General features: G+C 61.1%; 20 protein-coding genes. 8 read left to right on the forward strand and 12 right to left on the reverse strand.

From position 1 onward, the window contains the following. Positions 1 to 176: 176 nt before the first annotated feature. Genes QM596_RS01535 through QM596_RS01545 form a run of 3 tightly spaced genes read right to left on the reverse strand, consistent with a single transcriptional unit; the run spans position 177 to position 4,039 of the window. Positions 177 to 1,139, reverse strand: a complete 963-nt coding sequence (locus QM596_RS01535; RefSeq protein ID WP_283307905.1) for an asparaginase — start codon at positions 1,137 to 1,139, stop codon at positions 177 to 179. Between the two features lie 15 nt (positions 1,140 to 1,154). Next, on the reverse strand, positions 1,155 to 2,600 hold the full coding sequence (locus tag QM596_RS01540; RefSeq protein WP_283307907.1) for an amino acid permease: 1,446 nt from the start codon (positions 2,598 to 2,600) through the stop codon (positions 1,155 to 1,157). Then, positions 2,600 to 4,039, reverse strand: coding sequence for an aspartate ammonia-lyase (locus QM596_RS01545; protein WP_021333371.1), 1,440 nt, complete (start codon positions 4,037 to 4,039; stop codon positions 2,600 to 2,602). Before QM596_RS01545 ends, QM596_RS01540 begins: the two co-directional genes overlap by 1 nt. Before the next feature lie 216 nt (positions 4,040 to 4,255). Here QM596_RS01545 and QM596_RS01550 point away from each other — a divergent pair, with 216 nt between their 5' ends. Together QM596_RS01550 and QM596_RS01555 are read left to right on the forward strand one after the other, a co-directional pair. Beyond that, positions 4,256 to 4,966, forward strand: coding sequence for a FadR/GntR family transcriptional regulator (locus tag QM596_RS01550; RefSeq protein WP_021333372.1), 711 nt, complete (start codon positions 4,256 to 4,258; stop codon positions 4,964 to 4,966). Continuing rightward, the gene (locus QM596_RS01555) at positions 4,963 to 5,739 is read left to right on the forward strand and encodes an ankyrin repeat domain-containing protein (RefSeq protein WP_283307909.1); all 777 of its coding nucleotides are present in this window, start codon (positions 4,963 to 4,965) and stop codon (positions 5,737 to 5,739) included. Before QM596_RS01550 ends, QM596_RS01555 begins: the two co-directional genes overlap by 4 nt. On the opposite strand, the gene QM596_RS01560 is transcribed toward QM596_RS01555, so the two are convergent. Next, positions 5,700 to 6,671: a helix-turn-helix domain-containing protein gene (locus QM596_RS01560; protein WP_283307910.1), complete on the reverse strand. Its 972-nt coding sequence runs from the start codon at positions 6,669 to 6,671 to the stop codon at positions 5,700 to 5,702. The two genes, QM596_RS01555 and QM596_RS01560, sit on opposite strands and share 40 nt — an antisense overlap. Positions 6,672 to 6,839: 168 nt before the next feature. Here QM596_RS01560 and QM596_RS01565 point away from each other — a divergent pair, with 168 nt between their 5' ends. Continuing rightward, on the forward strand, positions 6,840 to 7,646 hold the full coding sequence (locus QM596_RS01565; RefSeq protein WP_283307911.1) for an alpha/beta fold hydrolase: 807 nt from the start codon (positions 6,840 to 6,842) through the stop codon (positions 7,644 to 7,646). A 30-nt stretch (positions 7,647 to 7,676) separates the two neighbouring features. On the opposite strand, the gene QM596_RS01570 is transcribed toward QM596_RS01565, so the two are convergent. The 4 genes from QM596_RS01570 to QM596_RS01585 form a co-directional block, all read right to left on the reverse strand. Further along, on the reverse strand, positions 7,677 to 8,867 hold the full coding sequence (locus QM596_RS01570; RefSeq protein WP_020909545.1) for a lipid-transfer protein: 1,191 nt from the start codon (positions 8,865 to 8,867) through the stop codon (positions 7,677 to 7,679). Beyond that, positions 8,864 to 9,340, reverse strand: coding sequence for a Zn-ribbon domain-containing OB-fold protein (locus QM596_RS01575; protein ID WP_019745839.1), 477 nt, complete (start codon positions 9,338 to 9,340; stop codon positions 8,864 to 8,866). Before QM596_RS01575 ends, QM596_RS01570 begins: the two co-directional genes overlap by 4 nt. 212 nt (positions 9,341 to 9,552) lie before the next feature. Then, entirely contained in the window at positions 9,553 to 11,280 is a 1,728-nt protein-coding gene (locus QM596_RS01580; RefSeq protein WP_283307912.1) for an FAD-dependent oxidoreductase, read from the reverse strand. Positions 11,281 to 11,313: 33 nt separating this feature from the next. Further along, positions 11,314 to 12,321 (reverse strand): AurF N-oxygenase family protein, encoded by a 1,008-nt coding sequence (locus QM596_RS01585; protein WP_003943163.1) that lies wholly within the window; start codon positions 12,319 to 12,321, stop codon positions 11,314 to 11,316. Positions 12,322 to 12,553: 232 nt separating this feature from the next. Between QM596_RS01585 and QM596_RS01590 the strand changes: the two genes are divergently transcribed. Then, positions 12,554 to 13,441, forward strand: coding sequence for an SDR family oxidoreductase (locus QM596_RS01590; protein WP_019745837.1), 888 nt, complete (start codon positions 12,554 to 12,556; stop codon positions 13,439 to 13,441). Between the two features lie 126 nt (positions 13,442 to 13,567). Here QM596_RS01590 and QM596_RS01595 read toward each other — a convergent pair whose 3' ends face one another. Next, positions 13,568 to 14,806 carry an HNH endonuclease signature motif containing protein gene (locus QM596_RS01595; RefSeq protein WP_283307913.1) on the reverse strand — a complete coding sequence of 413 codons (1,239 nt, stop codon included), beginning with the start codon at positions 14,804 to 14,806 and terminating at the stop codon, positions 13,568 to 13,570. 1,102 nt (positions 14,807 to 15,908) lie between these two features. On the opposite strand from QM596_RS01595, the gene QM596_RS01600 reads away from it, so the two are divergent. Then, positions 15,909 to 16,532 (forward strand): hypothetical protein, encoded by a 624-nt coding sequence (locus tag QM596_RS01600; protein WP_264613500.1) that lies wholly within the window; start codon positions 15,909 to 15,911, stop codon positions 16,530 to 16,532. Positions 16,533 to 17,161: 629 nt separating this feature from the next. Here QM596_RS01600 and lanKC read toward each other — a convergent pair. Next, complete coding sequence (gene lanKC / locus QM596_RS01605; RefSeq protein WP_283307914.1) at positions 17,162 to 19,744, reverse strand: class III lanthionine synthetase LanKC; 2,583 nt, start codon at positions 19,742 to 19,744, stop codon at positions 17,162 to 17,164. A gap of 366 nt (positions 19,745 to 20,110) precedes the next feature. Here lanKC and QM596_RS01610 point away from each other — a divergent pair, with 366 nt between their 5' ends. The 3 genes from QM596_RS01610 to QM596_RS01620 are packed head-to-tail and all read left to right on the forward strand — an operon-like array spanning position 20,111 to position 22,733. Next, positions 20,111 to 21,304, forward strand: a complete 1,194-nt coding sequence (locus tag QM596_RS01610; protein WP_283307915.1) for a thiolase family protein — start codon at positions 20,111 to 20,113, stop codon at positions 21,302 to 21,304. 28 nt (positions 21,305 to 21,332) lie between these two features. Further along, positions 21,333 to 22,094, forward strand: coding sequence for a 3-hydroxyacyl-CoA dehydrogenase (locus QM596_RS01615; protein WP_003942978.1), 762 nt, complete (start codon positions 21,333 to 21,335; stop codon positions 22,092 to 22,094). 12 nt (positions 22,095 to 22,106) lie between these two features. Further along, positions 22,107 to 22,733 (forward strand): TetR/AcrR family transcriptional regulator, encoded by a 627-nt coding sequence (locus QM596_RS01620; protein ID WP_024487571.1) that lies wholly within the window; start codon positions 22,107 to 22,109, stop codon positions 22,731 to 22,733. Between the two features lie 87 nt (positions 22,734 to 22,820). Here the strand turns inward: QM596_RS01620 and QM596_RS01625 are convergent, their stop codons facing one another. Both QM596_RS01625 and QM596_RS01630 read right to left on the reverse strand, forming a co-directional pair. Next, a complete protein-coding gene (locus tag QM596_RS01625) occupies positions 22,821 to 24,443 on the reverse strand; it encodes a long-chain fatty acid--CoA ligase (RefSeq protein WP_019745828.1) in 1,623 nt (540 codons plus the stop codon). A 101-nt stretch (positions 24,444 to 24,544) separates the two neighbouring features. After that, on the reverse strand, positions 24,545 to 26,230 hold the full coding sequence (locus QM596_RS01630) for a dihydroxyacetone kinase family protein (RefSeq protein WP_166655074.1): 1,686 nt from the start codon (positions 26,228 to 26,230) through the stop codon (positions 24,545 to 24,547). Positions 26,231 to 26,255: the final 25 nt, after the last annotated feature.

A 26,255-nucleotide genomic window follows, 5' to 3' on the forward strand; every position in this document is an offset into this window, starting at 1 on the left:
CGACTCCTGTTCGACTGGCTGCACTGGACGTGACCGCTGGATCGACATACGTAACGAGTTAGATGATGTGAAACTACCCAATTCGGACACTTGTTAAGCGTCCAAATCAAAAGATTCGGACCAAAGTCCCTGATTTAGCGAGGGGTGCGTTCGAACTACGAACGGCGTCGCCAGTGCTACCGCCTGAACGGCGGGGTGCGAGCAAACCTCGAATATCGGTCGAATACCTTTTCCAGGCCCACGAGATCCGGATCTGACAACAAGGCCGCCAGAAGTACACGTGCCTGCCCGGCCCGAAGATCGGTGGAAAATACAGCGCCTGCGGCGATCAAGTCGTGGCCGCCGCCACCACCACCGTAAACCGGGGAGATTGGCCCCGAGGGCACACGAGTTGTCACGACCACCGGAATGTGAGCGCCTACGCAGTCTCGGACGGCCTCGACGATCGTCGGATTGGCATTTCCCGAACCGAGTCCGTCGAGAACAAGTCCATTTGCCCCGGCGCTCACGCAAGCTTCGATCTGTACGCGGTCTGCCCCGGGATACAAGGCGATGATGTCGACGCGGGTGTTCGAAATCGGATGCCACGGCAATGGTTCGGGAGTGCGCAGCAGGGCCGGATCGATGCGCAAGGAGCGAAAGGCGTCAAGTGCCGTCGTGTCGGCCTTTCGCGTACCTGCGGCCGGGTGGACCGAACCGCCGAAGGCGATGAGGACACCACGTCCCTGCGATGAGATGTCGAGTCCGGCCGCGATCGCCGCTGCCAGATTCGAACGAGCGTCGGACTCTGGATGGTCGAAAGTGCGCTGCGCCCCGGTGAAGACCACCGGACGTCGGTCGTCGTGGTGCAGGTCCAACAAGAACGCAGTTTCCTCCATCGTGTCGGTGCCGTGAAGCACGACCACCGCGTCGAGTCCAGGATCCTTCAATTCGTCGGCTACGGCGTCGCGAACACGATCCATGTCCGCGAAGGTCATGCTCGAGCTGTCCTTCGACATCACGTCCACGACTCGAAGATCGATGTCGGTCTGCTCATTGCCGAGCAGATCTGCACCGGTGATTGCGGGCCGACTGATTCCGTGCGCATCTCGGGTGCTGGCGATGGTGCCACCAGTGGTGACGACTGCGACTTTCGACACTGAGGTCCTTTCACGTCAAGCTGTGGGGCGATGGATGGCCAACTCGCGAATGCGATTCCTGGCGCCGTACCAACCAATCATCAACAGCGGTGCGATGATCGCGATGGAGCCGACGGTCCATGTTCCAACAGGGTTGTCGAATGCCATCAATACGATAACGACCGCAAGAAAGACCAGTGTCGCGATCCCGGTGTACGGTGCGCCGAATATGCGGAAGGGAGGGCGGGTGACCTTGCCTTGTTTCGCAAGTTGCCAGAGCTTCAACTGGCACAACACTATGACTGCCCACGCACTGATGATGCCGAGGGCTGCAAGATTGAGGACTATTTCGAAGGCTTGCGCTGGGACAACAGCATTGAGCCCGACGCCGAACAGAATGACCACGCCGGTGAGTGCGATTCCCCCGTACGGCACTCCGGCTTTGTTCATTTTGGCAGCGAAGGCAGGCGCCGAGCCTGCCAACGCCATCGAATGGAGTATTCGTCCGGTCGAATACAATCCGGCATTGAGGGAAGACAAGGCTGCCGTGAGAACGACCAGATTCATGATCGCATCCGCACCTTGGATGTTGATCGAACCGAAGAATGTGACGAATGGACTTTCACCGGCGTGGTACTCCGTGTACGGGAGCAACAGCGAGAGCAGTAGTACCGATCCCACGTAGAAGACGAGGATCCGAATGATCACTGTGTTGATTGCCTTGGGTATCACCTTCCGGGGATTTTCGGTCTCTCCGGCCGTGGTTCCCACGAGTTCAATTGAGGCGTAAGCGAACACGACGCCCTGAATCACCACGACTGCCGGCAGTATTCCGTTGGGGAACAGCCCACCATTGTCGGTGATCAGGCTGAATCCGGAGGAATGCCCTTCGATGGGCGTGCCGAAGAGTACGAAATAGACACCGAACCCGAGGAACGCGGTCAAGGCAACGACCTTGATCAACGCGAACCAGAACTCCAGCTCTCCGAAGACCTTCACGGACACCAGATTCAGTCCGAGAACCAACATCACCGCGATCAGAGCGAACATCCACTGATCGATGTGCCCCAGTGGCGCCCAGTACTTCTTGAAGAAGTTCATGTACAACGCCACAGCCGTGACATCGACCACGGCAGTCATTGCCCAGTTCATCCAGTACAGCCAACCCGCAGCGAAAGCCATCTTCTCGCCGAAGAATTCGCGTGCGTAGGAAACGAAGGATCCCGAAGTCGGTCGGTGCATCACCAGTTCGCCGAGTGCCCTCAGGATCAGGAACGCGAAGAACCCGCACAGCGCGTACACGAGAACCAAAGCCGGGCCCGCCTGTTGGAGTCGCCCTCCCGCACCCATGAAAAGGCCTGTTCCGATCGCACCACCGATCGCGATCATCTGAATCTGTCTGGGGCCGAGCGCCTTCTGATATCCGAGATCCTCTTCAGCGGCAACCTCGGCGTGGGGTGTCTCTTCCCGTTCGACGGTCATCAAACCTCCTCCGCAACGGCGGTAGCATGAGGCTTCTCGCCCGCAACGCGGAGATTGGCGAGATGTTCGGGGCTGAGCAACCGATCGAGTTCCTCGCGGTCGAGCAGGCCCGCTTCGATCACGAGATCGGCGACGCGACGCCCGGAAATCAACGCCTCCTGGGCAATCCGTGTGGACGCGGTATATCCGATGTAGGGGTTGAGCGCGGTGACGAGGCCGATGGAGTCTTCGACTCGCGCGCGCAACAGTTCGGTGTTGGCCGTGATACCGAGTACGCACCGGTCCGCCAGAATGCGGCAAGCCGCACCGAGGTGTCGCATTCCTTCGGACAGTGAGTGCACGATGATCGGCTCGAAAGCGTTGAGTTGGAGTTGCCCGGATTCCGCAGCCATCGTAATCGTCACGTCATTGCCGATGACTTCGTACGCGACCTGATTGAGGACCTCGGGAATTACCGGATTGACCTTGCCCGGCATGATCGACGAACCTGCCTGCACCGGCGGCAGATTGATCTCGTTCAATCCGGCTCGCGGACCAGAAGAGAGCAGCCGAAGATCGTTGCACACCTTGGACAACTTCACAGCGACCCGCTTGAGTACGCCGGAGAGGTGGACGAACTGGCCCACGTCTTGGGTCGCTTCGACCAGATCCGTTGCCAACACCAGCGGCAGCCCGGTTAGTGCGCCCAGGTCGGAACAGGCCACCTCGGCGTAGCCGGCAGGCGCGTTGAGACCGGTGCCGATAGCAGTGGCGCCGAGGTTGATCTCGTGAACGAGAAGAGCGGCCTCAGCCAGGCGCGCTCGATCCTCCTCGATCATGACCGCGTAGGTGCCGAACTCCTGACCCAGAGTCATCGGCACGGCGTCCTGCAGTTGGGTGCGTCCCATCTTCACTGTGTCGGCGAACTCGAGAGATTTGGTCGTGAACGCATTCTGGAGTACACGAAGTGCATCCAGCAGGTCCTCGATCGCGAAGATCGTCGAGATGTTGACGGCCGTGGGGTAGACGTCGTTGGTCGATTGGCTCAGGTTCACGTGCTCATTGGGGTGAAGTCGTTCGTAGTCGCCGCGCTGGTGGCCGAGGATTTCCAATGCGCGATTGGCGATTACCTCGTTGGCATTCATGTTCGTCGAAGTTCCGGCACCACCCTGGATGACGTCCACTACGAACTGTTCGTGCCACCGGCCGTCCACGATTTCCTTGCATGCCTGTGAGATGGCCTCGGCTCGCGGGCCGTCGAGGATGCCCAGCTTCTCGTTTGCGCTGGCTGCGGCCCATTTGACGTAAGCGATGCCGCGGATCAGATGCGGGTTCGTGGCAATTGTTCGACCAGTGATCGGGAAGTTCTCCATCGCGCGCAAGGTGTGGATTCCCCAGTACGAATCGGCTGGAACTTCGCGATCGCCGAGCAGATCGTGTTCTGTTCGCGTTTCGAGCACTTGATCAATTCCTCGTGTCTCTTCGCGCAAGCATCACTCTGCGCGGTGGGTGTATTTCGGGATCGCAGCGCTGACGGACAAGTAGTAGACCCGCCCAGCTATCGGGCTATCAGGCTGTCTGACAGGTCTAATTGTTACCTCGCTCACTCCTGCACGTCAACCCGTCACCAGGTGCGATGTTTGACGCGGGACTTCGGCAGTCGCAACAATGACGGCATGAACCTGTCAGACAGCTGGGCCACCAGGCGACCAGTCGCCGCGCGGGTGAGTGCTGCCGAGGCAGTCCTCGCAGACCTTCGTGCCGCAATAGCCTCCGGCGATCTGGCAGTCGGAGAGCGTCTCCCGTCCGAAGCGTCCCTGGCCGAAAGGCACGGGGTCAGTCGATCGGTCATCCGTGAAGCCCTGCGCTCGTGCCACGCTCTCGGGCTCACCGAGACAAAATCCGGGCTCGGCACGTTCGTCGTCAGTGATTCGATAGCGCGAGACCTCGATTTCGGCAGCTATGCGGCCAACGAATTGGTCGAAGCACGGCCTCATGTCGAAATTCCGGCCGCAGGATGGGCTGCGCAACGGCACACCGCGGAGGAACTGGCAGCACTCCGCGGACTGGTACAACAGATGCGTGACGAGGACGATCCGCTCGTATGGGTTGCACTCGACGCCCAATTTCACGGACTGATTGCAAAAGCCAGTAGGAATCGTGTCTTCGAGTCGGTAATCGTCGATATCCGTGAAGCGCTGACAAGGCAATCCGAGACACTCAATCTTGTTGCAGGTCGCCAGGAAAAGTCGAACGAGGAACACGAACGAATAGTCGAAGGAATTGCATCCGGGAGTTACGACCACGCCTCCAGGGCGATGGCCGAACACCTGGACGCCGTCAGGATGACGCTCGAAACACTTGTCCAAGAAAGTGATTCGCTGTGACGGCGCGGCCGCGCAGGTCTGTCCTCGCCTGCGCAATCTTCGCGGCATCGGTGACCGGAGCGTTGGCGGGTTGCAGTTCGTCCGACACCCCGGTGACGTCGACCACCGCATCGTCAGCGACAACAACGTCAGCGACAACAACGGCAGCTGTACCGACTACGGGTGTAAAGCCATCGTCGACGCCGGAATCCGAACGCACGCTCTTCGATGCTGTGGACCGCAATGATCCCGCAGCTGTTACCGCTGCCCTGACTGCCGGCGCGAACATCGAAGCGCGCGGCGAGGGCGAACGGACTCCACTCGTCGAGGCCACCAAGAACAACGCCGTCGCTGCGGCTTCTACGTTGATTCTTGCCGGAGCTGACGTGAACGCGAAGGATTCCATGCAGGATTCGGCCTTCCTGTATTCCGGAGCCGAGGGATTGAACGAGATTCTGGCATTGACGCTCAGCCATGGCGCGGATGTCGACAGCGTGAACCGTTACGGCGGTACGGCTCTGATTCCCGCGAGTGAACACGCGCATGTCGAGACCGTCCGGATGCTGATTGCTGCCGGGGTACCGGTCAATCACGTCAATGATCCGGGGTGGACGGCGCTTCTCGAGGCCGTTGTGTACGGCGACGGCTCGGCGCGCTACGTCGACGTGATCACTCAGCTTCTCGACGCCGGGGCAGATCCCTCGATCCGGGATGCGTCGGGAAAGACCGCATTGGACAATGCCGAAAGCCGTGGTCAGTCAGACGTTGTGGCGCTGCTGCAATCGCGGAGCTGACGCCAACGAGTCGGGCTGACTCCGTAGGCCTGTCGAAACCGTCGGCTGAAGTGTCCGGCGTCGACAAATCCCGCACGGCGCGCAATGGTGGCGATCGGCAGGTCGACGGTTGCCGGTCGAGTCAGTTCGTCCCGAGCCTTCTGCAGGCGCTGGGTGATGATCCACTGCTCGAGCCGGAATTCGTTGTCCGAACAGATCTTGTACAGCTGACGCAGTGAGATGCTGTGGGCGTGGGCAATTCGTGCAGGATGCAGCGCCGGATCGTGAAGGTGTTCGCGGATGTATCGGCGGACCGATGTCAACGTGAGTGCCGATCTCGGAGCGGAGGCGTCGGGATTTGCATGCGTGATCGAAGCGACCAAAGCGCGCGCCAGTTCGATCGAGGCCTCGCCCAATTGTTCGGCGGCAGGATCGGTCTCCAACTGATCGGCGCTGCGGAACAATTCACGAACGTGCGCGATCATCAAGGGGTACAGGTTGCTGTGGTGAGGTCGCGTGGCAGCGTCTCGCACGGTGTCGATCGGTAGTCCCAGCCGATCCATCGGAACGTAGAGGCACTGGGAAGCGCCCGTTCCCGTCCAGGAGAAATCGTAGGTCGACGTCAGGTCCGTCATGAGTAGTTCACCGGCCGGGACTCTGCGTTGTTCATCGTGCTGATCTAGATGGCCGATTCCGCTCTCCTGCAGGGCAATCGCGAGAACCGGCATCGACGCTGATCGCACGTGCCGCGGTGTTCTGGTCAATCGCATCCCCGTCGACTCGGAGCGGAACAGTGATGCTGCGCCCAGATTCCACACGTTCATCCGGGCGCTCACGCCCGCCGGATCCTCCAAGTGGATCGCACAGGGAACCGATGCGCGTCCCATCGCGTCGACGAAGGCGTCCGTGCGTTGGTCAGGCTCCAGCACGGAAGTATCCAGGAGCAAAGCCATGCAGCCTTGATACCCCGGGATGTGGACGCTCAACCAGAATTTGTGCACCGTGAGCCCAGAAGTCTGCACGGACAGTCACGTCCGTCGCAGCAGGTATTTCTAGGATCGAAACGGGCGTGTCCCGGCCTACCGCAGTTTCTCGCTTGCCTACGAGAGTGAAGGAAACGCATGAAGATCTCACGTGTATTCACAGCAGTTCTGGCAATTCTCATGACAGTCGCGGCCGGACTGATCTTCGGTTCCGGTGCTGCGGTGGCAAGCCCCAAGCCAACTGTCGTTCTGGTTCACGGCGCCTTTGCCGACGCCACCAGTTGGGACGGCGTTGCCGCCGACCTACGCTCGCGTGGCTATCGCGTCGTGGTGCCGGACAATCCTCTGCGCGGGCCGGCTTACGACGCGTCCGTGATCGAGAAGACGGTTGCGGACATCGACGGCCCCGTCGTTCTCGTCGGGCACTCGTACGGCGGCGCGGTGATCACCAATGTCCACGATCCGAAAGTCCAGTCGCTGGTCTACATCGCGGCGTTCGGTCCGGTGGAGGGTGAGCCGGTACAGATCACGATCGACCCGATTCGATTCCCTGGCAGCCAATTGCTTCCTCCCGCTCTGGGATTGAAGATCGTCGACGATCCTCACGCGATCGGCGGGAAGAACGTCGACGGCTACGTCACGGACGAGTATTTCCATTCCGTCTTCGCTCAGGACGTTTCCGACGAGACGGCGGCAACGATGTTGGCTCATCAGAAGTCCGCTGCTTTGTGGGCGAACCTCGAACTCGGCGGGCCGCCGTCGTGGGCGAACACACCGAGTTGGTATCTGGTCGCCGGTGAGGATCGCGTGATCCCAGCTTCGGCGCAGCGGTTCATGGCAAACCGGATGGGCGCGAACACCAGCGAACTCCCGACCTCCCATGCCTCGCTGGTTTCACAGCCAGGGGCAGTGGCAGACGTGATCGTGGCGGCCGCTCACGGGTGAGTAGGCGACCGCCACGAAAGTAGAACGGGGTCAGGCGGAAACGATTACCGAGGAGCCGTGTCCGAACAGACCTTGGTTGGCGGTGATACCGATGCGAGCTCCTTCGACCTGACGGCCTTCGGCTTGTCCGCGCAGCTGCCAGGTGAGCTCGCACACCTGCGCAAGTGCCTGTGCGGGAACGGCTTCGCCGAAGCACGCGAGACCGCCGGACGGATTGACCGGGATGCGGCCCCCGATGCTGGTGTCACCCGCACGCAGAAGGTGCTCGGCCTCGCCCCGCTTGCACAGCGCGAGGTCTTCGATCCAGTCCAGTTCCACCGAGGTAGCGAGGTCGTAGACCTCGGCGACGTCGACGTCTTCGGGAGAGATTCCGGCTTCCTCGTACGCGGCGTAGCCGATGGATTCCTTGAACGTGCGCTCCGGAGCCGGGACGGCGGAGCTGGAATCGGTGGAGAAGTTCGGCATATCCATGATCGTCTGCGGGAACGTCGGCGTGACCGTCGAAATAGCCTTGATGCGAACAGGTTCCGCGATGCCCATCTTGCGGGCGTATTCCATCGACGTCAGCAAGATTGCGGCGCCGCCGTCGGACGTCGCGCAGATGTCGAGCAGGTGAAGGGGATTGGACACCACGGGGGAGGCCAACACGTTCTCGACGGTGACTTCCTTGCGGTAGCGCGCATTCGGATTATTGAGCCCGTGCTTGGCGTTCTTGACCTTCACGTTGGCGAAGTCCTCCGCGGTGGCGCCGTAGAGGTCGATGCGACGACGCGCGTTGAGCGCGAAGTACGCCGGGTTGGTCATACCCATGAGGCGGAAGCGCAGCCAGTCCGGGTCGTCCCAACGCTCACCGGCGACGGGAGCGAGGAAACCCTTGGGGGTGGTGTCCGCGCCGACGACCAGGGCAACTTCGCTGAGGCCGGCCAGGATTCGTGCGCGAGCGGTGTCGAGTGCCTGGGCTCCCGTCGCGCACGCTGCGTACGACGTGGCGACGCGAGCGCCGTTCCAGCCGAGGGCCTGAGCGAACGTGGCTCCGGCGACGTATCCGCCGTAACCGTTGCGGACAGTTTCGCCGCCGACGATGAAGTCGACGTCCTGCCAATTCACACCCGAATCGGCGAGCGCGGCGCGAGCGGCGGCAACGCCGTATTTCACGAACGACTGCCCCCACTTGCCCCAGGGGTGCATTCCGACACCGAGTACTGCGACGTCCTTGCTCATGACTGCGACTCCTGATCAGCTGCGGCGACAGGCTTCCAGCGCCACGTCGTACGTACTCCGGTTTCGTCGGTGTACAGCGGCTCGACAACCAATTCGACGGTATTGCCGACCTTGAGATCGTCGACGCCGAATCCGTCGGCCACCTGGCCGAGGATGACGATCCCCTCCGGCAACTCGACTGCTGCGAGAGCAAAAGGCTCGTACGGATCCGAGCGCGGGATGTACGGCGGCGGGGGCTGGTACTGCGCGTCGGTGTACGACCAGACAGTGCCGCGGCGGGAGAGTTCCACGTCGTCGAACTCCTCGCTGAAGCAGCTCGGGTTCTTGCAGAACGTCGCCTCACGAGGGAAGGAAATGGTGCCGCAGGATTGGCACTTCGTGCCGATCAGAGCAGGTTCGTCGCCGGTGGTGAACCAACCCTCTACTGCAGGTGTCACACTCCCGTTCGGCGCCGGCGTTGCAGTCTCGCTCATGCAATCCTCATCTGGTTGGCGAGCCTGATCCGGGGGATCGTGGGCCCGCTGTGCCGCTTACTGGAACAGGTTGCAGTATTACACGATTTTGGCCGCTGACGGGCAAAAATTTTCGCTGAGTGGGACGCTGCCGGAACGCAGACGGCCCCGCCGGGCAGACGAGTCTGCAGGCGGGGCCGTGTGCGTGAAAGTAGCTGTTTACCTGTAGCGGATCAGCGAGCGCGAACGGGTCGACCGAATCGACGCGCCGGTTTCACCCGGGCCGCAGCGTCGAGGATGGAGGTGATCTCGACCTGATCCAGAATCTTTTCGCGGACACGGTCGTGCGCAGCGCCGCGTTCCAGTTCCGCCTTGTCGATGGCGTGCCAGCCCTCGCGGTCGACTACGTCGGACTGTCGCGCCCGAACCAGACGATCGACTGCGGAGTCGTCGGCGACCGGGTTGGTCAGGCGTCCGTCGTTGAAGTCGTCGACGAGCATCCTGATCGTTTCCTGCGCGCAGGACTTGTTGGTGCCGATGAACCCACTCGGTCCGCGCTTGATCCAACCGGTCGCGTAGACGCCGGTTGCGGGATCGCCGTTCGGAGCTTCGAGGACGCGGCCGTTCTCATTCGGAATGACCGAAGCACGCTCGTCGAACGGGACGCCGGTGATGGGCACTCCGCGGTAGCCGATCGAGGTGAGGACCAAGCCGGTATCGATGGTCTCGGTATCGCCCGTCGCCTCGATCTGCACGGTTCCGTTGGCGTCGACCAGGGCGTTGCGAGCGAACTCGATTCCACTGACCTGATCGTCGCCGGTGATCGACGTCGGCGTGAGCAGGTAGCGCAACGTGATGCGCTTGTTGCCGACGTCGACGTGATCGCGGTTCTTCAGGGCTTCGAGTAGACGCAACTTCTGCTCGACGGCATGCGGAAGCTCGCCGCGTTTTGCCAGTTCTTCGGTGGCCGAGTCGAGAACCATGTCGTCGGGTCCGACAGAGAGTTCGATGTCCGGCAGTGCCATCAGGCCGGTGAACTCGGGGACTGTGAACGCGGACTGCGCGATTCCGCGTCGACCCACGATGACAACTTCTTCGACGCGACTCTTCCGCAGAGCGGCGAGTGCGTGAGCGGAGATGTCAGTGCCCGCCAACTTCTCGGGATCGGCCGTCAGAATGCGAGCGACGTCGAGCGCGACGTTTCCGTTTCCGATGATGACCGCGCGGCGATGCGAGAGATCGAAGACGTCGTCGGCGTGATCGGGGTGGCCGTTGTACCAGGCCACGAAGTCGGTGGCCGATGCCGTGCCAGGCAGATCAGCACCCGGAATGCCGAGACCACGGTCGGACGAAGCGCCGACTGCGTAGAGCACCGCATGGTGATTTTCGAGCAGTTCGCTGTGCGAGATGTGCTTGCCGATCTCGACGTTGAGGTAGAACTCGAAACCCTTTTGTGCGGCGATCTTGTCGAACAAGCGAGTGACCTGCTTGGTCTTCTGATGGTCCGGAGCAACGCCGGCGCGAACCAAGCCGTAAGGCACAGGAAGGCGATCGAAGACGTTGACCTGCACGTCAGGCTGAGTCAGTAACTCGTCCGCGGCATACATCGCCGACGGTCCGGAACCGACGATCGCAACGCGCAACGGCGGTCGGCCCTTGTCGACGTGGGCTGCCGGGATGACCTTGGCGAGAAGCGGCCTGGGCCGCTCTTCCTTGTAGAAGTCCGCATTGATGGACAGGAAGACTCGCTGCGGGTCGGTCAGCTTCGACTCGGGGACGATGGCGTCGACCGGGCAGGCCGAGACGCATGCGCCGCAGTCGACGCAGGCCTGCGGATCGATGTGCAGCATCTCGGCGGTGAGGAAGTCCGGCTCGTCCGGCGTCGGATGGATGCAGTTGACCGGGCAGGCGTAGACGCACGAGGCGTCGCTGCAACAGGACTGCGTGACTACGTGTGGCATGGCGCTATGAGTCCGATCTCGACTGTCCGGGAGCTACGCGGCGGCGTTGTGCGAGCTGCGGTGAGGTTCGCTACGGAAGCGTGATGCGCGGCCGTCCATCTTGCAGGCCTTCCACACCAGGCGCGAGGCACGGTTCATCAGGCCGGTGTCGGTGGCCAGCATGCGGACGTCACCGAAGTAGTTGCGCAGGGTCTGGCGCGACTCGGGCAGATCCCAGAACAGGTCCTTCTTCACGGACTTCGGGATGTCGAACTGCTTCCAGAAGGACTTCGGCGGGATGACGATGGCGTCACAGAGAATGCGCATGACGATCGGGAACAGCAGCGAGAGGACGAACCGGTTCGGGCGTGACATCAGCGGGATGCGACGGCTCAGAAGCTTGTGCGCGAACGAGATGTGACGCGCTTCCTCGGCTACGTGGATGGCCATGACCGACTGCATGATCGGGTGGATCTGGCCGCCGGCGCGCAGGATGCTCTTCTGAATGTGGTCGATCGGCTCTTCACCGGCGAGGACACCGACGAAGAACAGTTCGGGGAACGGACCCGCAGCGAGGGGGATGAAGGGTGCAAGCATCTTCATCGGACGGCTCATGCCGGGAGCGTCGGCACCGATGCGGTTGACCATCTCCTGGAACATCATCGTGTGGTTGCACTCTTCGACCGACTCGTGCGTGCAGTAGCGCGCCTCGGCCGAATCGTTGGGCAGCGAGAAGACGTACTGCATCATGCCGCGGATCAGAATGTTCTCGAACTGGAGACCGACCTTCGCGACATTGGCCTGGCGCCACATGCCGATTTCGATCTGCCTGGCCTCGGACTGCGACTGGTACCAGGGGTGAGCACCCAGCGGGTCTGTCTCGGCCGGGAGGATCCAGCGGCGATCGTTCGGGACGACGGCAAACTCGGGGGAGTCCCAGTCGATGTCGAGGTACGGGTCGAAGTGCTTGTGCACCGAGCCCTCGGACAGGAGTCGAAGCGTCTCGTTGTACGAGTCGTCGGATGCTTCTCCGCGCTTGTCGAGCGGCGATGTGAGCGTCATGGCGTCTCCTCTTCGTTTCGGTCACCGCTGGTATTTCTCGCGGTGTTCGGTGGAATCGAGGGCCGGTTGTGTGATCGCTGGCACTCGGTCTGGGTTTAATGTAACCCGAGGTATCAGGAAAAGCTAGTGGCAGATACTCCTGGATCTCGACGAATTCTTGACACGGTCGAAGCGGCGCCATAACTTACTTTTGAGTAATTTCCGCGGTGCGCTCGAAGTTGGCTGTTCAGGGATGGGTTCGCACCGAAACGCACGCGAAGATCGAACCGAGGCCGATGTGATCAGAACGCTGCTCAGCAATATTGCCTTGAGTCCGCCGACGCGTCTGCGCTCTCTTGTTCCGTCACGCGGTGTCACGCTCTCCGACAAGACGATCGTTCTGACAGGAGCTTCCTCGGGGATCGGTGAGGCCACTGCTCATCTCTTGGCGCGTCGGGGAGCCGAGATGATCCTGGTCGCGCGCGGTGAGGAAAACCTCGAACACGTACGGGACGAGATCCACCGCAGGGGAGGGTGGGCGCACATCGTGCCTGCGGACCTCTCCCGCGGTGAAGCCGTCGACGAACTCGCGGAGACGATCGCGGATCGATTCGGGTCGGTCGACATCCTCGTCAACAATGCGGGTCGCTCGATCCGGCGTACCGCGTTGGATTCGGTCGACCGATTCCACGACTACGAGCGCACTATGGCACTCAACTACTTCGGACCTACACGACTGACGTTGCGTCTGCTGCCCGCGATGCTCGAGGCGAAGTCCGGACACATCATCAACGTCGGAACCTGGGGAGTCACTGCCGGCGTGATGCCGAGGTTCAGTGCCTACCACGCGTCGAAGTCTGCTCTCAGTGCCTTCGGCCGAAGCCTCGGCGCGGAATGTCACGGCACCGGTGTCGATGTCACCACAGTGCAATTCCCACTCATACGAACACCGATGATCGCGCCGACGGCGGATTACGTGAGCCAGCCGGCGCTGACGGCCGATCAAGCTGCATCGTGGATCTTGAGGGCGATCAATACGCGTCCCGTCGAGCTGTATCCGCGGTACGCGGGGCTGTTACGAGCGATCGACGTTGTATCCCCTTCTGCCACTGACGCTCTCGTGCGAAGGGCCGGGATCTGAGGGGCTGGGATCTGAGGGGCTGGGATTTGAGGGGTTGGGATCTGAGGGGTTGGGATCTGACCAGAAACGTGCACCAGCACCGGGGCATGGTTCGTCCCCGGTGTTGATGTATTCGATTGTCGCGATTCACGCCGCTGTGGGTGGGCTGTTCCCGCCGATCGGCTGTTGATACGGATCAACCGACATCGGTGGATAGAACACCGTCTTTCGATCCGGACCGATCTCCACCCGCCATTCCGTGTGGTGCATCGTCCGGTGGTGATGACCGCACAACAAGATCAGATTGTCGAGATCCGTTGGGCCGCCATCGTTCCAGTGAACAATATGATGAGCATCGCACCACCCCGACGGCGTCCCGCACCCCGGAAACGCACACCCGCCATCCCGAACCGCAAGAGCCCGGCGCTGCGGAACAGTCGCCGTTCTCGCTTCCTTACCGCAGTCGAGCGGAACACCATTCTCATCCAACAAAATCCGCGTCACGGTGCAGTCGCACGCCAGCATCCGGGCAGTGTCGAGGCTGATCGGGCCCACCCAATCCGTCCACGCGAACCCGAGTTCCGCCGTGGACGGCAACAGGTCTTTCAACGCTTGCAGATCGGTCATATCTTTCGCACTGGCAGTGACCGTGATGTGTGGTTTCACTCCGCCCTCGATCGGACCCAACCCCGCCCGCTCGTACCGGCGCAACAGTTCGCAGAACCCGTCCGCACGCCGTAAAGCAGGCGTGCGGGTGTCCTTGACGCCGTCCTTCTCCGGCGTTGGCGCCGACAGCCTCGACAACAAGGTGATCAGACGGGCCCCGTTCACAGCATCTAAATCGCCCTTCACAGACACACGCCCGTACAAGCCTTTCGAGGCGTAAAACTCGTTCCGCTCCGAATCCTCGCCGACCGGAACGCCATCCTCGCGTTTTCCGTACTGCTTCTCGATCCGCCGGATCGCCGCCCGCACCGCATCACAATCCACAATGTTCTTCGACGCCAACGACAACAAGATCCCGCGGGCCTTGTCCACATCCGCCAGGGTCATGTTCTTGGGCGGATGCTGACAAAACGACGCCACCTGCCGCGCCTTCAACGCATCCACATCCCCACGATGAAACGCATCGCCCACCACAGGTTCGAGCATCAACAACCGCGCCAACCCGACCAGCAGACTGCACTCACCGATCTCCAGATTCGTCGAACCATGCAACCACTGCGCGATCGCCCGAAAACCCTTCCCACCGAGAACCTCACGGGAAAACATTTCCACGATCAGCAACACCAACCGCGACTGCAACTCGTGCCGGGCGCGCACCAGATCGAGAACCTCACTCTTGAGGCCCTCGCCATCCAGCTGCCACGCTTCCCGACTGTCCATGCCGAAAGCCTAATCGAACAAAGTTTCGAACACAAGAGAATGTGGATCGAAAATTGCTGCTATCAAATCGATTTCGACATTTCGGACAGTCGGTTATAGGCGGGTCGCCGACGTAGTCCACGTGCGCCGACGAGTGCGAGCGCCACCATCAACCCGGAGCGCAACAGCATCACGTCGGAATTGTCTGAGCCCCAGCACATTGTGTAATCGGCGTCGATCATGTTGCCGCCTGTCCCCGGCAAGCGCATGGGTCCAGCCGAGCACCAGGCCCAGGAGTGTCATCGCCAGCGTGATGGGAACGAAGACCACCAGGACCCGCAAGAAATGCCCTCGAACAAGGCTGGTGGATTCGCGAAGATCGACGAGTAGTGGAAGCGCCGGACACGACGGACACCGATTTATTACTCATCGGTCTGGTGTCGAGTGCGCATCTGCAGTCCCGAGCCAAAACCAATCTTCAGCGCTTCCGGCGGCCGAACAATACGCCGACAGCCGAGATCATGATCAGCGCCACAAGAACGACGACGATGTACGACCTGTCCGCGGCCGGTGCCACCGTTTCGCTTTCTTTGGTCACTGCATCAGTGAATGTACAGCTTATGCCTGGAGGGAACCATCCCCAGAAGTCTGTAATTCCTGCCGCTACCCTCTCCGCCCGGTCGGGAAGGAGATAATTGAATCGTGATGGGATTCCATAGTGATCAATGCACCAGCTGGGCTGATGTTGGAGGCGCAAAGAAAATGCGTCCAACAAATAGACCAAGGTTAGTGCGATCAGCGATATTGCTAAAGACGCTTGGCTTGCTCGTAATAATCGAATCTTCACGACTCGCCCGCAACAGTCACGTCATCATGAGGTGACGATGGTATTGGTTGCTGCGATCCACCGAATCCAGCCGTGCTCAAAATTGACCTGTCGACTTTGGGAGTCGCCGAACTCTCCTGACATCGGTAGTTCAATCGACCATCCTCGCAGCCCTGCCTCCCATAGGCAGCAAAGATAGCACCGTGGACACTTTCACCGTGCCGAGAAACAATCGATCGTGAGATCGGGGAAGTGGTTACTGCTAGTCCGCGACAAACAGCTCGCTATCCTCATCGAATGGATCAGGCAGTGTCGAACTCGCAGGCAACGAGAAGGTCCGGTGCTCTTCGTTGGGTTGCTTTGGTAAACGCACTTATCGCAGCGTCGGCGTCGGCGATGTATGTCGCAGCGAAATGCCATCTCACCTGGCCCGAACCTGCGGATAGTGCACTCTCGATCGCCGGTGCGGTCGTTCTCTGGGTCCTCACGGCGAGTGTTGCAATCGTGCTGCTCGGAGTGTGCTGGTGGCAGCGACGCCGATGGTTGTGGTCCGATGTCGCTGTTCCGGTTCTCGTGGTGATGGCACTCGGGATCGCGGCCGCGGGGCAGCCACATTTCGATCAGTATCGGGCAGACTTCGAAACCGTTGCACAGCAACTACTTCAAGAACCTGACGATCCCTATTCCGATGGGTATCATCGTGATCTACGAATCGGCAGATTCGATATCTCCTATGCCAACGTCAGCAGTGAAGGCCACGTCTATTTCTATGACGCACGAGATGGATTGGACATCTTGGACAATCCAGGCTGGGTGTACGCACCCGATGGCGTGTCGGACAAGACCTTCAATCAGCTCCAGTTGGAAGACATCGGGGGCGGATGGTACCGATTCCCTCATCTTGTCGTTGACAGCTATTGAAACTCAAACCACCCGACCAGCATTCCGGAGGCGAAGGGAAGTAGGAGTACGAAAAGCGTCGTGAAGGTCAAGGCGGTGTCGGTGCGGCAACTGCCACCTCCGTCGTACCAGCGTGAGCAGATGTCCCCGAAGTCCCAACTCTCGCCGAACGCTGAACGAACCAACCTGAAAACGCGGCTGTCAGGATCAGGAGGAATATCACCGCCGCTGGCCGCCCGATCTGCCCTCGGCATTGCCGCCAGGTCGCGCACATCATCGGCAAATACAGCTCGGTGAAGTGCGGATGCGTCTCATGATGAAACAATACTGTTCGTCTGGTGATCCGCACGGATTCCGAAAGCCGATACCCCGGACCTTCTCCGAGGTATCGGCCTGAGGTCAGAGGCAGAAGAAACTGAGCGAACTGATTGCCGCGTTCTGCTCGAGCTGGCCTGCGTCTCCGACGTTGCCGGCGGCGACTGACAGATCTTGAAGGGAGAGAATAGCGTCCATTGTCATTTCCTTTGTTGATCGGCGTTCTTGCCGATGGATTTGATCGATCGAGTTTGCTTGCGGTGTTGATTTAATTCCAGGTTTTTCGCCTGGTACTTCTGTGCTCCAATCTGCCGTGGGTGATAACTTCCGAACAATTAGGCGATGTGGCAGTTCGACGCGCACATCAGTGGAAACGACTGTCGGGCAGTTGCCGATCCGGTATGTCGGAGCAACGCCAGTATTCCTGCAGATCCGGTTGCCCAGTCTGTCGAGAGTCTCAGGTTCTGTTCACCTGGAAAGTGCAGTCCTCCTGCGTGATTGAGGCTGTGTAAGCCCAGAAGCTGGAACTGCTGGGCAAGCGTCTGCTCACAATCGGCGCCGGCATATGGACTCTTGGAGAGTTCGCCGAGAAAGAGAATCAGCCCGGCTCGCCCGTTGAGTAGTCCGGCTTGGGCAGTGAATTCGACGGCGGCAGCGCGGGCTATGGCAAGTAGCGCAGACGCGTAGCGCGGCTCGTCGACATGTCGAACAAGTTGAAGAAGTACCAGGCCCACGCCGACGGATCCCGATCCGAGGTACGGCATTGTCCGGCGCTCCTCTCTCAGCTGCATCGAACCGACAGGGCACATCTGCATCACGGACAGGTCGATGTCGACAAGCTGTCGCGCGTGTTCCAGCGATCGAGGATCACCGGTCCGTTCGTAGTGGCGAGTCCAGAACAGTGCTTGCCCGCTCGGCCCTCTCATCAAGCCTCCGCGACCCGTTGTCGCCCAAGATGTTCCGTCGGTGAAGCGGACGTGTGCGCGAGCAGCCGGAAGGCGATCCCGCAGAGTTTCGGTGACGAGAGCGAGAGTTGACGATGCCGCCGGACATGACTCCGATTCCTCGAGTAGAAGGCACCCGATTCCGGAAAGGCCGCCGAAGAGGCTGGAGTCGAGCGCGTCGAGTGGGACTCCACGCAAAGTCTCGACCCATCTGTCGGCTGTCGAGTGTCGTCCTAGCTGCCGAAAGGTATGCACCGCACCTGCGAGCCCGTCGAAGAAACCGAACCGTGGTTGCGTATCCGAATCAACTTGATGTTCAGTCCATTCCAGAACTGTCTCCAAGGTGTCGGTGGGAAGATCATCGGCGAGTAGGTTTCCGCACGAGCCGTGAGCAATGCCGTAACCGTTCACTTCGAACTGGGCGATGTCACCGGGAAAGAGTCGATCAGCGCGGGAGAGATCAAGTGTGGTGAGGATGCCGCAGCGCAATCGAGCGTCCATACGTTGCAAGGTTTCCCTCGACGACGTGTCCCAACGATGCGGGTGATCCTCCGGTTCCGGCGGCTGTGCGTCGAGCATCGAATAGAGCGAGGCACAGAAGGCACGAGGAAGATCGAATCGAGACACCGCGTAGCCGATGAGTTCGGGAATCTTGTTGCGGTCGAGGGGGAGCATTGTAGTAAGTGGGACAAAGAGTCCCAGTTCGATGCATCCCAAGGAGTATCGATCTGCCTCGATTCCTGTCAACTGTTGCGGTGCGGTGTACCCGGGAGCCCCGGTGGACCGGGGCGGTTGTTCGTCGATGCTGTGGGCCATCTCGAAATCGATGATCCGAATACCCGACGGTGAGCACATCACGTTGCCGGGGTGAAGATCGGCATGAACGATTCCGGCGTGGTGGAAGCTCTCGACTGCGGTAGTCAGCTGTTGTGCAATACCGAGCGCCCAGGTTCTGTATTCCGTTCGGGAGCTGAGTGTCTGATCCGCACGTATCAGCGGATAGCGGAGCGCAATCTCCTGATTCAGGGGAGCGCCGGGAGCGCGCTCGGTGACAAGAAAGTGGTGTCCTTCGCGCTCGAACAAGTTGAGCGCGGAAGGTGAGTACGGGTTGCCGGCAAGGTGAGTCAGCGTGTCGTACTCGTTGCGGATGCGGTCGATTGCGTACCGGCCGTTGGCGTCCGGGGCGGTGAAGGGTCGACCCTCTTTGATGACCAGATTGATGCCGGCGTCGTCCAGCGCGGAGTAGATCCCCCCGCTGTTGCTGAAGTGCAGGGCTTCAGTGATCGAATAGGGGAAGGCGTCGCGCGATTTCAGCTTGTCTTGCTGCGCGCGAACGAAGTCCGGGATTTGTACCCAGTCTGGAGTTCTGAAGGAAGTGCCGCGCAGATCGGGTTCGAGCGATCCGTCAGGGCGACGTATTGCCGGGACGCGATCGCCGAATGAATCATTGGTCTGCATGGGCAGGTACGCGCCGTACCGTAAGTAGAGTGGTCCCCGGTTCCATCGCACATCGCTGAGGATGTATGGCCCGTCGGCAGCCGTGACAAGCTCGTCCAGTTCGGTGATGACACGTTGTGTGGCAACGCTATCCGCCGGATAGATCGTGATGAATTTTCCGCTGGATGTTCGATTGGCCTGCTTGCTGTTGGAGAACATGAGGTCTGCTGCCGTCCGAAGAAATTTGAAAGGCACCAGATCGCGGCCGCAATACTCGGAGACGGTATCGAGCAGCTCCTGCGCGTTGGCTTGGGTAGCGGAGCAGTGAATCTTCCATCCCTGTTCTGGCAGCACGCTGTCAGGCGGTTGAAAGTAGTTCCACGGTCCGCTTTGGGGACCGCGTCGCCAGAGTGACCAGTCCACCGACTTTGCAGGCTTAAAGTGCTGGTCAGTCGGTGTGTCAGGTCGAGTGACCGTTCTGATTCGGTCGTAGAAATGCGAGTCGGCACGTGTGAATGCAACGTATCGCAGGTCCACGCTCTACCTCCGGGTCAGTCCCCCTGCGGTTTGTCGTCGATTGGTGCCACGCCCCGAATCCCCTGTGGCTTGGATTGCTTGTGGCGGAAGGCTATCCGATTCCGGACATTTCGGGCGAAGATTGAAAACCTATCATTCGAAAGTACTAATGAAGGGCGTGGGTCAGGGGTTCCTGATCGCCCAACTCTTCATCTGCCCACATCGGCTTCGAGTTCGGTAGCCCTCTCTTGACGGGCGGTCCGACTCGGTGGTAATTGTTTAGCGAGCGCTAAGTCAGGGTGCTCTCACGATCTCGGTCCGGCATCCGGTGCCACGAACTCGGGTGCCGGACCGCCCCAGCAATGCACGTCCTCGAAGGGAACGAAGATGACCAAGGCAGTGATCGTCGATGCAGTCCGGATCGCATCCGGCAAGGGCAAACCCGGTGGAGCGCTGTCCGAGACTCATCCCGTCGAACTGCTGGCGCACGTCCTTCGGTCGATTGTCGAGCGCAACGGCCTCGACCCCGCCTTGGTGGACGACGTGATCGGCGGTTGCGTCGGCCAGGCCGGTGAGCAGGCGCTCAACATCACCCGCAGCGCGGTCCTGTCGGCAGGGTTCCCCGAGTCGGTACCCGCCACCACGATCGATCGCCAGTGCGGATCAAGTCAGCAAGCTGCGCACTTTGCGGCTCAAGGCGTGATCGCCGGGGCCTACGACATCGTGATCGCGGCAGGCGTCGAATCCATGAGTCGTGTCCCGATGGGTACCGCGACGATGGGGAAGGATGCTTCCGGTCCGGGCATCGCGGCTCGCTACCCCGAAGGCCTGGTCAATCAGGGCATCTCCGCGGAGTTGATCACCGCGAAGTGGAAGCTTGACCGCGAGGCTCTCGACGCATTCGCTGCGCAGTCCCACCAGCGGGCAGCAGAGGCTGCGGCGCAGGGGCTCTTCGACAAGGAGATTCTGCCGATCTCGGTGACCAACGCCGCCGGTGAGACCGTCTCGCATATCGTCGACGAGACGGTTCGCGCGTCTACTACCGCCGAGGGACTCGCCGGTTTGAAGCCGTCGTTCTACTCGGAGAAGTACGCGCAGCGCTTCCCCGAGGCGCAGTGGTCGATCACTCCCGGTAACTCGTCGCCGCTCACCGACGGCGCGTCCGCAGCACTGATCATGAGCGAAGAAATGGCGTCGAAGCTGGGGCTGACGCCGCGAGCTCGTTTCCATTCCTTCTCCGTTGCGGGCGATGACCCGATCTTCATGCTCACCGCACCCATCCCAGCCACCCACAAGGTGCTCGCTCGCGCGGGTCTGAGCATCGACGACATCGACACCTACGAGGTCAACGAAGCCTTCGCTCCCGTTCCACTCGCCTGGGCTCACGAGTTCGGCGCCGATCCGGCAAAGCTCAACCCGTGGGGCGGCGCGATTGCACTCGGCCATGCCCTGGGGTCCTCGGGTACTCGACTGTTGACCACGATGGTCAACCATCTCGAGGCCACCGGCGGACGCTACGGATTGCAGACCATGTGTGAGGGCGCCGGCATGGCCAACGCCACCATCATCGAACGCATCTGAAACACATAACCTTTCGAAAGGAACTCTCATGATCGTCAACGACAGCGTCGCCGTCGTCACCGGTGGAGCATCCGGCCTCGGCCTGGCTACGACCAAAGCCCTTCTTGCCGACGGTGCCAGCGTCGTCATCATCGACCTTCCGTCGTCCAACGGTGAAGCCATCGCCAAGGAACTTGGCGACCGGGTCCGCTTCGCGGCTGCAGACGTCACCGACGAGGCTGCGGTCACCGCTGCACTCGATGTGGCCGAGTCCCTAGGACCCCTGCGCGTGGCAGTCAACTGCGCCGGAATCGGCAACGCAGTCAAGACTGTCAGCAAGAAGGGTGCTTTCCCGCTCGACGCGTTCAAGAAGGTCATCGACGTCAACCTGATCGGCACCTTCAACGTTCTTCGTCTTGCTGCGGAACGTATTTCGAAGACCGAACCCATCGACGGTGAACGCGGCGTCATCATCAACACCGCCTCCGTCGCAGCCTATGACGGTCAGATCGGGCAGGCTGCGTACTCCGCGTCGAAGGGTGGCGTCGTCGGTATGACGCTCCCCATCGCCCGTGACCTCGCGTCGCTGCTGATCCGCGTCAACACCATCGCTCCCGGGCTGTTCAAGACCCCGTTGCTGGCCGGACTGCCTGAAGCCGCCCAGGCGTCGCTGGGTCAGCAGGTGCCTCACCCCTCTCGCCTGGGTGATCCCAGCGAGTACGGCGCGCTTGCTGCGCATATCGTCTCCAACCCTATGCTCAACGGTGAGACGATCCGCCTCGACGGTGCAATCCGTATGGCACCGCGGTAATTTCGGCTATTCATGACTGGCGAGGTGGAGCCCGTGAATTCGGTGGCATTGGACTGGAGGACTTTCCCGCCGCTGGTGATGACCGACATCCTGATGGCTTCGCTCGAGCTGTTCGACGAGAACGGTTACCACGGCACGACGGTGCGGCAGATTGCCAACCGTGTCGGGGTAACCGTTCCCGCGCTCTACTATCACCACGCGAACAAAGAGGCAGTCCTCGTCGCTCTGTTCGAGATCTCGATGAGTGAGCTGAATACCAGAACCGAAGCGGCAGAGGTGGAAGCCGGCGAAAATCCGGTACGACGCTTCGCCTTGGTTGTGGAGGCAATTGTTCTCTACATGACCCACCGGTCGCGGCATGCTGCGTTGGACACCGAGATTCGGCATGTCTCACCGGAAAGCCGAAGTCGATACGCCGCCAGTCGTAAGCGGCTCGAGTTGCTCATGCGCAGGATCGTCGACGACGGTGTGGCATCGGGAGATTTCGCGGTCACCGACACCGAGGAGACCGTCCGGGCCATACTCGGTATGGCGCAGTCACTGCCGCGTTGGTTCCAGACCGGCGGGCCGATGTCGCCGACGCAATTGGCGCAGAAGTACGTCGACATCGCTTTTCACACGGTCGGTTATCGTCCGTAAAGTGCATTGCTCGCTAAACGAAGGTGGGCAACAGAGTGAAAACCTGTTGCCCACCTTCAGTATTCATACTTCAGCATTCACTCCGTGTCAGAGGCGAGTGACTTCGAGTCCGCCTTCGTGGTAGTCGGCCCTCAGACGCTTCTTGTCGAACTTGCCGACGCTCGTCTTCGGAACTTCCTGAACCACAGCCCAGTTCTCGGGGAGCTGCCACTTGGCGACCTTGTCCGAAAGATATTGCTGGAGTTCGGACATCGTGGTCTCGGATCCGGCGCGCAGAACTACCGCGACCAACGGGCGCTCGTCCCACTTCTCGTCCGGCACGCCGATGACGGCAGCTTCGGTGACGTCGGGGTGACCCATGACGGCATTCTCGAGGTCGACCGATGAGATCCATTCGCCGCCGGACTTGATGATGTCCTTGGAGCGGTCGGACAGGCTCAGGAAGCCGTCGGCCGTGATGGATCCAACGTCACCGGTCTTGAGCCAGCCGTCGTTGAACTTGTCTTCCGCATCGACGCCGTAGTACGACCCGGTGATCCAGGGGCCGCGCACTTCGAGCTCGCCGACGGAAACGCCGTCGTGTGCAACAACTTTGCCGTCATCGTCGATGAGACGTGCCTCGACGGATGCCGGGAAGCGGCCCTGAGAGTAGCGGTACTTCCACATCGCGTCGCCGGTGACACCGGCCGGCGGGCGGGCAACGGATCCGAGTGGGGAGGTTTCGGTCATGCCCCAGGCGTGCAGGACGGAGACGTTGTGGTCGGCTTCGAATGCGTGCATGAGGGCAGGCGGTACCGCGGAGCCGCCGATCAGAACCTCACGCATCGAGGAGATGTCCTGTGGGTTCTGCTCGAGGTAGAGGTGCAGGCCCTGCCAGATGGTGGGTACGGCCGCGGCGAACGTCGGCTTCTCGCTGGCGATGATCGCAGCCAACGGAGCAGGCTGGAGGAAGCGATCGGGCATGATCAGCGAGGCGCCGATCATGAACGCAGCGTAGGGAAGTCCCCACGACATGGCGTGGAACTGAGGCACCACCGCGAGTGCACGATCGCCCTGCGCGAGGTTGGGGCCGTCGCTCATGCAGACCTGCATGGAGTGCAGGTAGATCGAGCGGTGGGAATAGACGACGCCCTTGGGGTCGCCCGTGGTGCCGGACGTGTAACACATTGCGGCAGCACTGAGTTCGTCGACCTCGGGCCAGTCGAACTCGGTTGGCTGATCGGCGATCAAGCCCTCGTATGTGTGAACCTGCACGCCCTCGGGAGCTTCGAGTCCCGCAGTGGAGGAACCGGTGACGATGATGTGCTTGACGGTTGTCAGCGACGGAAGCTGCGGAGAGAGAAGCGGAATCAGGGACGGATCGACGATGATCACGCGGTCCTCGGCGTGATTGGCGACGTGGATCAACTGCTCGGGGAACAGGCGAATGTTCAGCGTGTGGAGCACAGCACCCATCGAGGGGATCGTCAGGTACGCCTCGAGGTGCTCGGAGTTGTTCCACATGAACGTGGCCACTCGCTCGTCACCCTCGACACCGAGTCCGCGCAGGGCGTGCGCAAGCTGTGCGCAGCGCTTGCCGACGTCTGCGTATGACACACGGCGCGGGCCGGACTCGGTCCACGTGACAACCTCGGAAGCGCCGTGAACGGAGGCACCGTGGCGGAGAAGTTGAGCAATGGAGAGGGGGGCGTCTTGCATGGTGCTCAGCATGGGCTGCTCCTGTGTGGTGTGTGAGACCGGTGCTTTTGCCCACGGGCCCTCACAAACGATGTGCTGTGGCTGCCAGATTAGTCACAGCTGCGAAGTGCTCGCTAGTGACCCACTGCACTAGCGAAAAACCACGCTATGAGTAGCGCTCCCGGATCGACCACTCCGCGAGCGGCTTCGCCCACATAACTTGCACGTCCGCGGTTCGCGAGCATGGTTTCGGTCGACTCCGCGCCGGCCGCCGCCGCTGCCGCTGCGCTGGCCAGAGCAGCGTCCCGATCGGCTCCCGAGTTCACGGATTGCTCCAACGACTCGACCGCCGGAACTATCGCGTCGACCATCGTCTTGTCGCCGACGCGTGCGCCGCCGAGCGAGGTGATGTTGTCGAGCCCCGCCCGTGCTGCAGTCGCGATCGCACCGAGGTCGAGTTCGGAGTCCGCTGATTCTGCGGCGACGCGGAAGAAATGCCGGAACCAGATGCCGAACAACGCGCCGGACGTACCGCCGGCGTGACCGAGGTACGCCTGGGAGACTGCATCGAATATCGTTGCAGTGGAATAGGTGTCACGGATCGCCGAGATGTCGAGCTGATCCAGTGCGGCCACCATGTTGGTCCCGAAGTCGCCGTCTCCTGCTCGTCGGTCGAGATCGGTCAGGGCAGGTTCCTGCTCCAGTACCTTCGCGGCCCAGTCCGCAATCCAGCCGCCGACGAAGCTGCTTTCGGCAGTGCGTGAGGTGTCGGGTGTGAATGTGGGACCGAATGATTCACGCTTGCCCATGCCGCTGTACTCACGTGCCATAGCATTCGGCCAGGCGGGCGCTTTTGTTGGTGCGTCCCATAATTCGAGGATTTCTTTGTTTGTGCGAACAAGGGTGATGGATGCTCCGGCCATGTTCAATGCAGTGACGAACGTTCCGATCAGCGTCCGCTCGATGTGAATTCCCTGGTCGGCCAGATAGTCTCCGAGTTCGGCGAACAGTAGTTGCAGCTCCATTGGGTGGGTGGCTCCCAGCCCGTTGACGACCGCAATGACGTGATCACCTTCGGCGAGACTCAGGGACTCGATGATCGGATCCGTCAGCCGTCGCACCAATTCCGGTGCGGGCAGGGCGTCCACGCGTTCTGTGCCGCGTTCGCCGTGGATTCCGATACCAAGTTCCATCTGCCCGTCCGGTAGGTCGAACGACGGCTCGTCAGCCCCCGGCAAGGTGCATGGGCGAAGAGCGACGGCCATGCTGCGAGCCGAGTGCGCGACGTGTTGTCCGATCCGGGTCACCTCGGCCAGGTCGTCACCGCGGGCGGCCGACGCGCCGCAGACCTTCTCCACCACGATCGTTGCCGCAGTGCCGCGTCGCCCCGGGCCGCTACCGTCTGCGCGTTCGGTCGCGACGTCGTCGTCGACCAAGACGACGTCCGTGTCGATCTTGTCCTCGCGGAGTAGTTCCCGTGCGATACCGAAATTCATCACGTCGCCGGTGTAGTTCTTCACGATGTGCAGGACGCCGCCACCGGCGTCGGCAGCTTTGGATCCTTCATGGATCTGCAGTGCGTTGGGTGAGCTGAAGATCAACCCGGGACAGACGGCCGTGAGCATTCCTTCGCCGATGAATCCGGCGTGCATGGGTTCGTGACCCGAGCCGCCGCCGGAGACGAGCGCGACTCGCCCGCGTGGAAGGGGCTGTGCACGAGTGAGGTATCCGGGATCGGGGTTCCACGCGATGTCGTCGGTGGATCCGATCAACCCGCGGAGTGCGTCGGGAACAAATGTCTTTGCGCTGCGCATGAACATCACTTCAGAGTAGGTCTAACGTCGA

Source organism: Rhodococcus sp. IEGM 1406, from assembly GCF_030056745.1.
GTDB lineage: Bacteria > Actinomycetota > Actinomycetes > Mycobacteriales > Mycobacteriaceae > Rhodococcus_F > Rhodococcus_F erythropolis.

Coding starts and splice junctions, on each gene's coding strand:
- QM596_RS01540 (WP_283307907.1), bottom strand. CDS start 2,600: ATGACCGTCGAACGGGAAGAGACACCCCACGCCGAGGTTGCCGCTGAA.
- QM596_RS01550 (WP_021333372.1), top strand. CDS start 4,256: ATGAACCTGTCAGACAGCTGGGCCACCAGGCGACCAGTCGCCGCGCGG.
- QM596_RS01560 (WP_283307910.1), bottom strand. CDS start 6,671: ATGGCTTTGCTCCTGGATACTTCCGTGCTGGAGCCTGACCAACGCACG.
- QM596_RS01565 (WP_283307911.1), top strand. CDS start 6,840: ATGAAGATCTCACGTGTATTCACAGCAGTTCTGGCAATTCTCATGACA.
- QM596_RS01570 (WP_020909545.1), bottom strand. CDS start 8,867: ATGAGCAAGGACGTCGCAGTACTCGGTGTCGGAATGCACCCCTGGGGC.
- QM596_RS01575 (WP_019745839.1), bottom strand. CDS start 9,340: ATGAGCGAGACTGCAACGCCGGCGCCGAACGGGAGTGTGACACCTGCA.
- QM596_RS01580 (WP_283307912.1), bottom strand. CDS start 11,280: ATGCCACACGTAGTCACGCAGTCCTGTTGCAGCGACGCCTCGTGCGTC.
- QM596_RS01585 (WP_003943163.1), bottom strand. CDS start 12,321: ATGACGCTCACATCGCCGCTCGACAAGCGCGGAGAAGCATCCGACGAC.
- QM596_RS01590 (WP_019745837.1), top strand. CDS start 12,554: ATGGGTTCGCACCGAAACGCACGCGAAGATCGAACCGAGGCCGATGTG.
- QM596_RS01595 (WP_283307913.1), bottom strand. CDS start 14,806: ATGGACAGTCGGGAAGCGTGGCAGCTGGATGGCGAGGGCCTCAAGAGT.
- QM596_RS01600 (WP_264613500.1), top strand. CDS start 15,909: ATGGATCAGGCAGTGTCGAACTCGCAGGCAACGAGAAGGTCCGGTGCT.
- QM596_RS01610 (WP_283307915.1), top strand. CDS start 20,111: ATGACCAAGGCAGTGATCGTCGATGCAGTCCGGATCGCATCCGGCAAG.
- QM596_RS01615 (WP_003942978.1), top strand. CDS start 21,333: ATGATCGTCAACGACAGCGTCGCCGTCGTCACCGGTGGAGCATCCGGC.
- QM596_RS01620 (WP_024487571.1), top strand. CDS start 22,107: ATGACTGGCGAGGTGGAGCCCGTGAATTCGGTGGCATTGGACTGGAGG.
- QM596_RS01625 (WP_019745828.1), bottom strand. CDS start 24,443: ATGCTGAGCACCATGCAAGACGCCCCCCTCTCCATTGCTCAACTTCTC.
- QM596_RS01630 (WP_166655074.1), bottom strand. CDS start 26,230: ATGTTCATGCGCAGCGCAAAGACATTTGTTCCCGACGCACTCCGCGGG.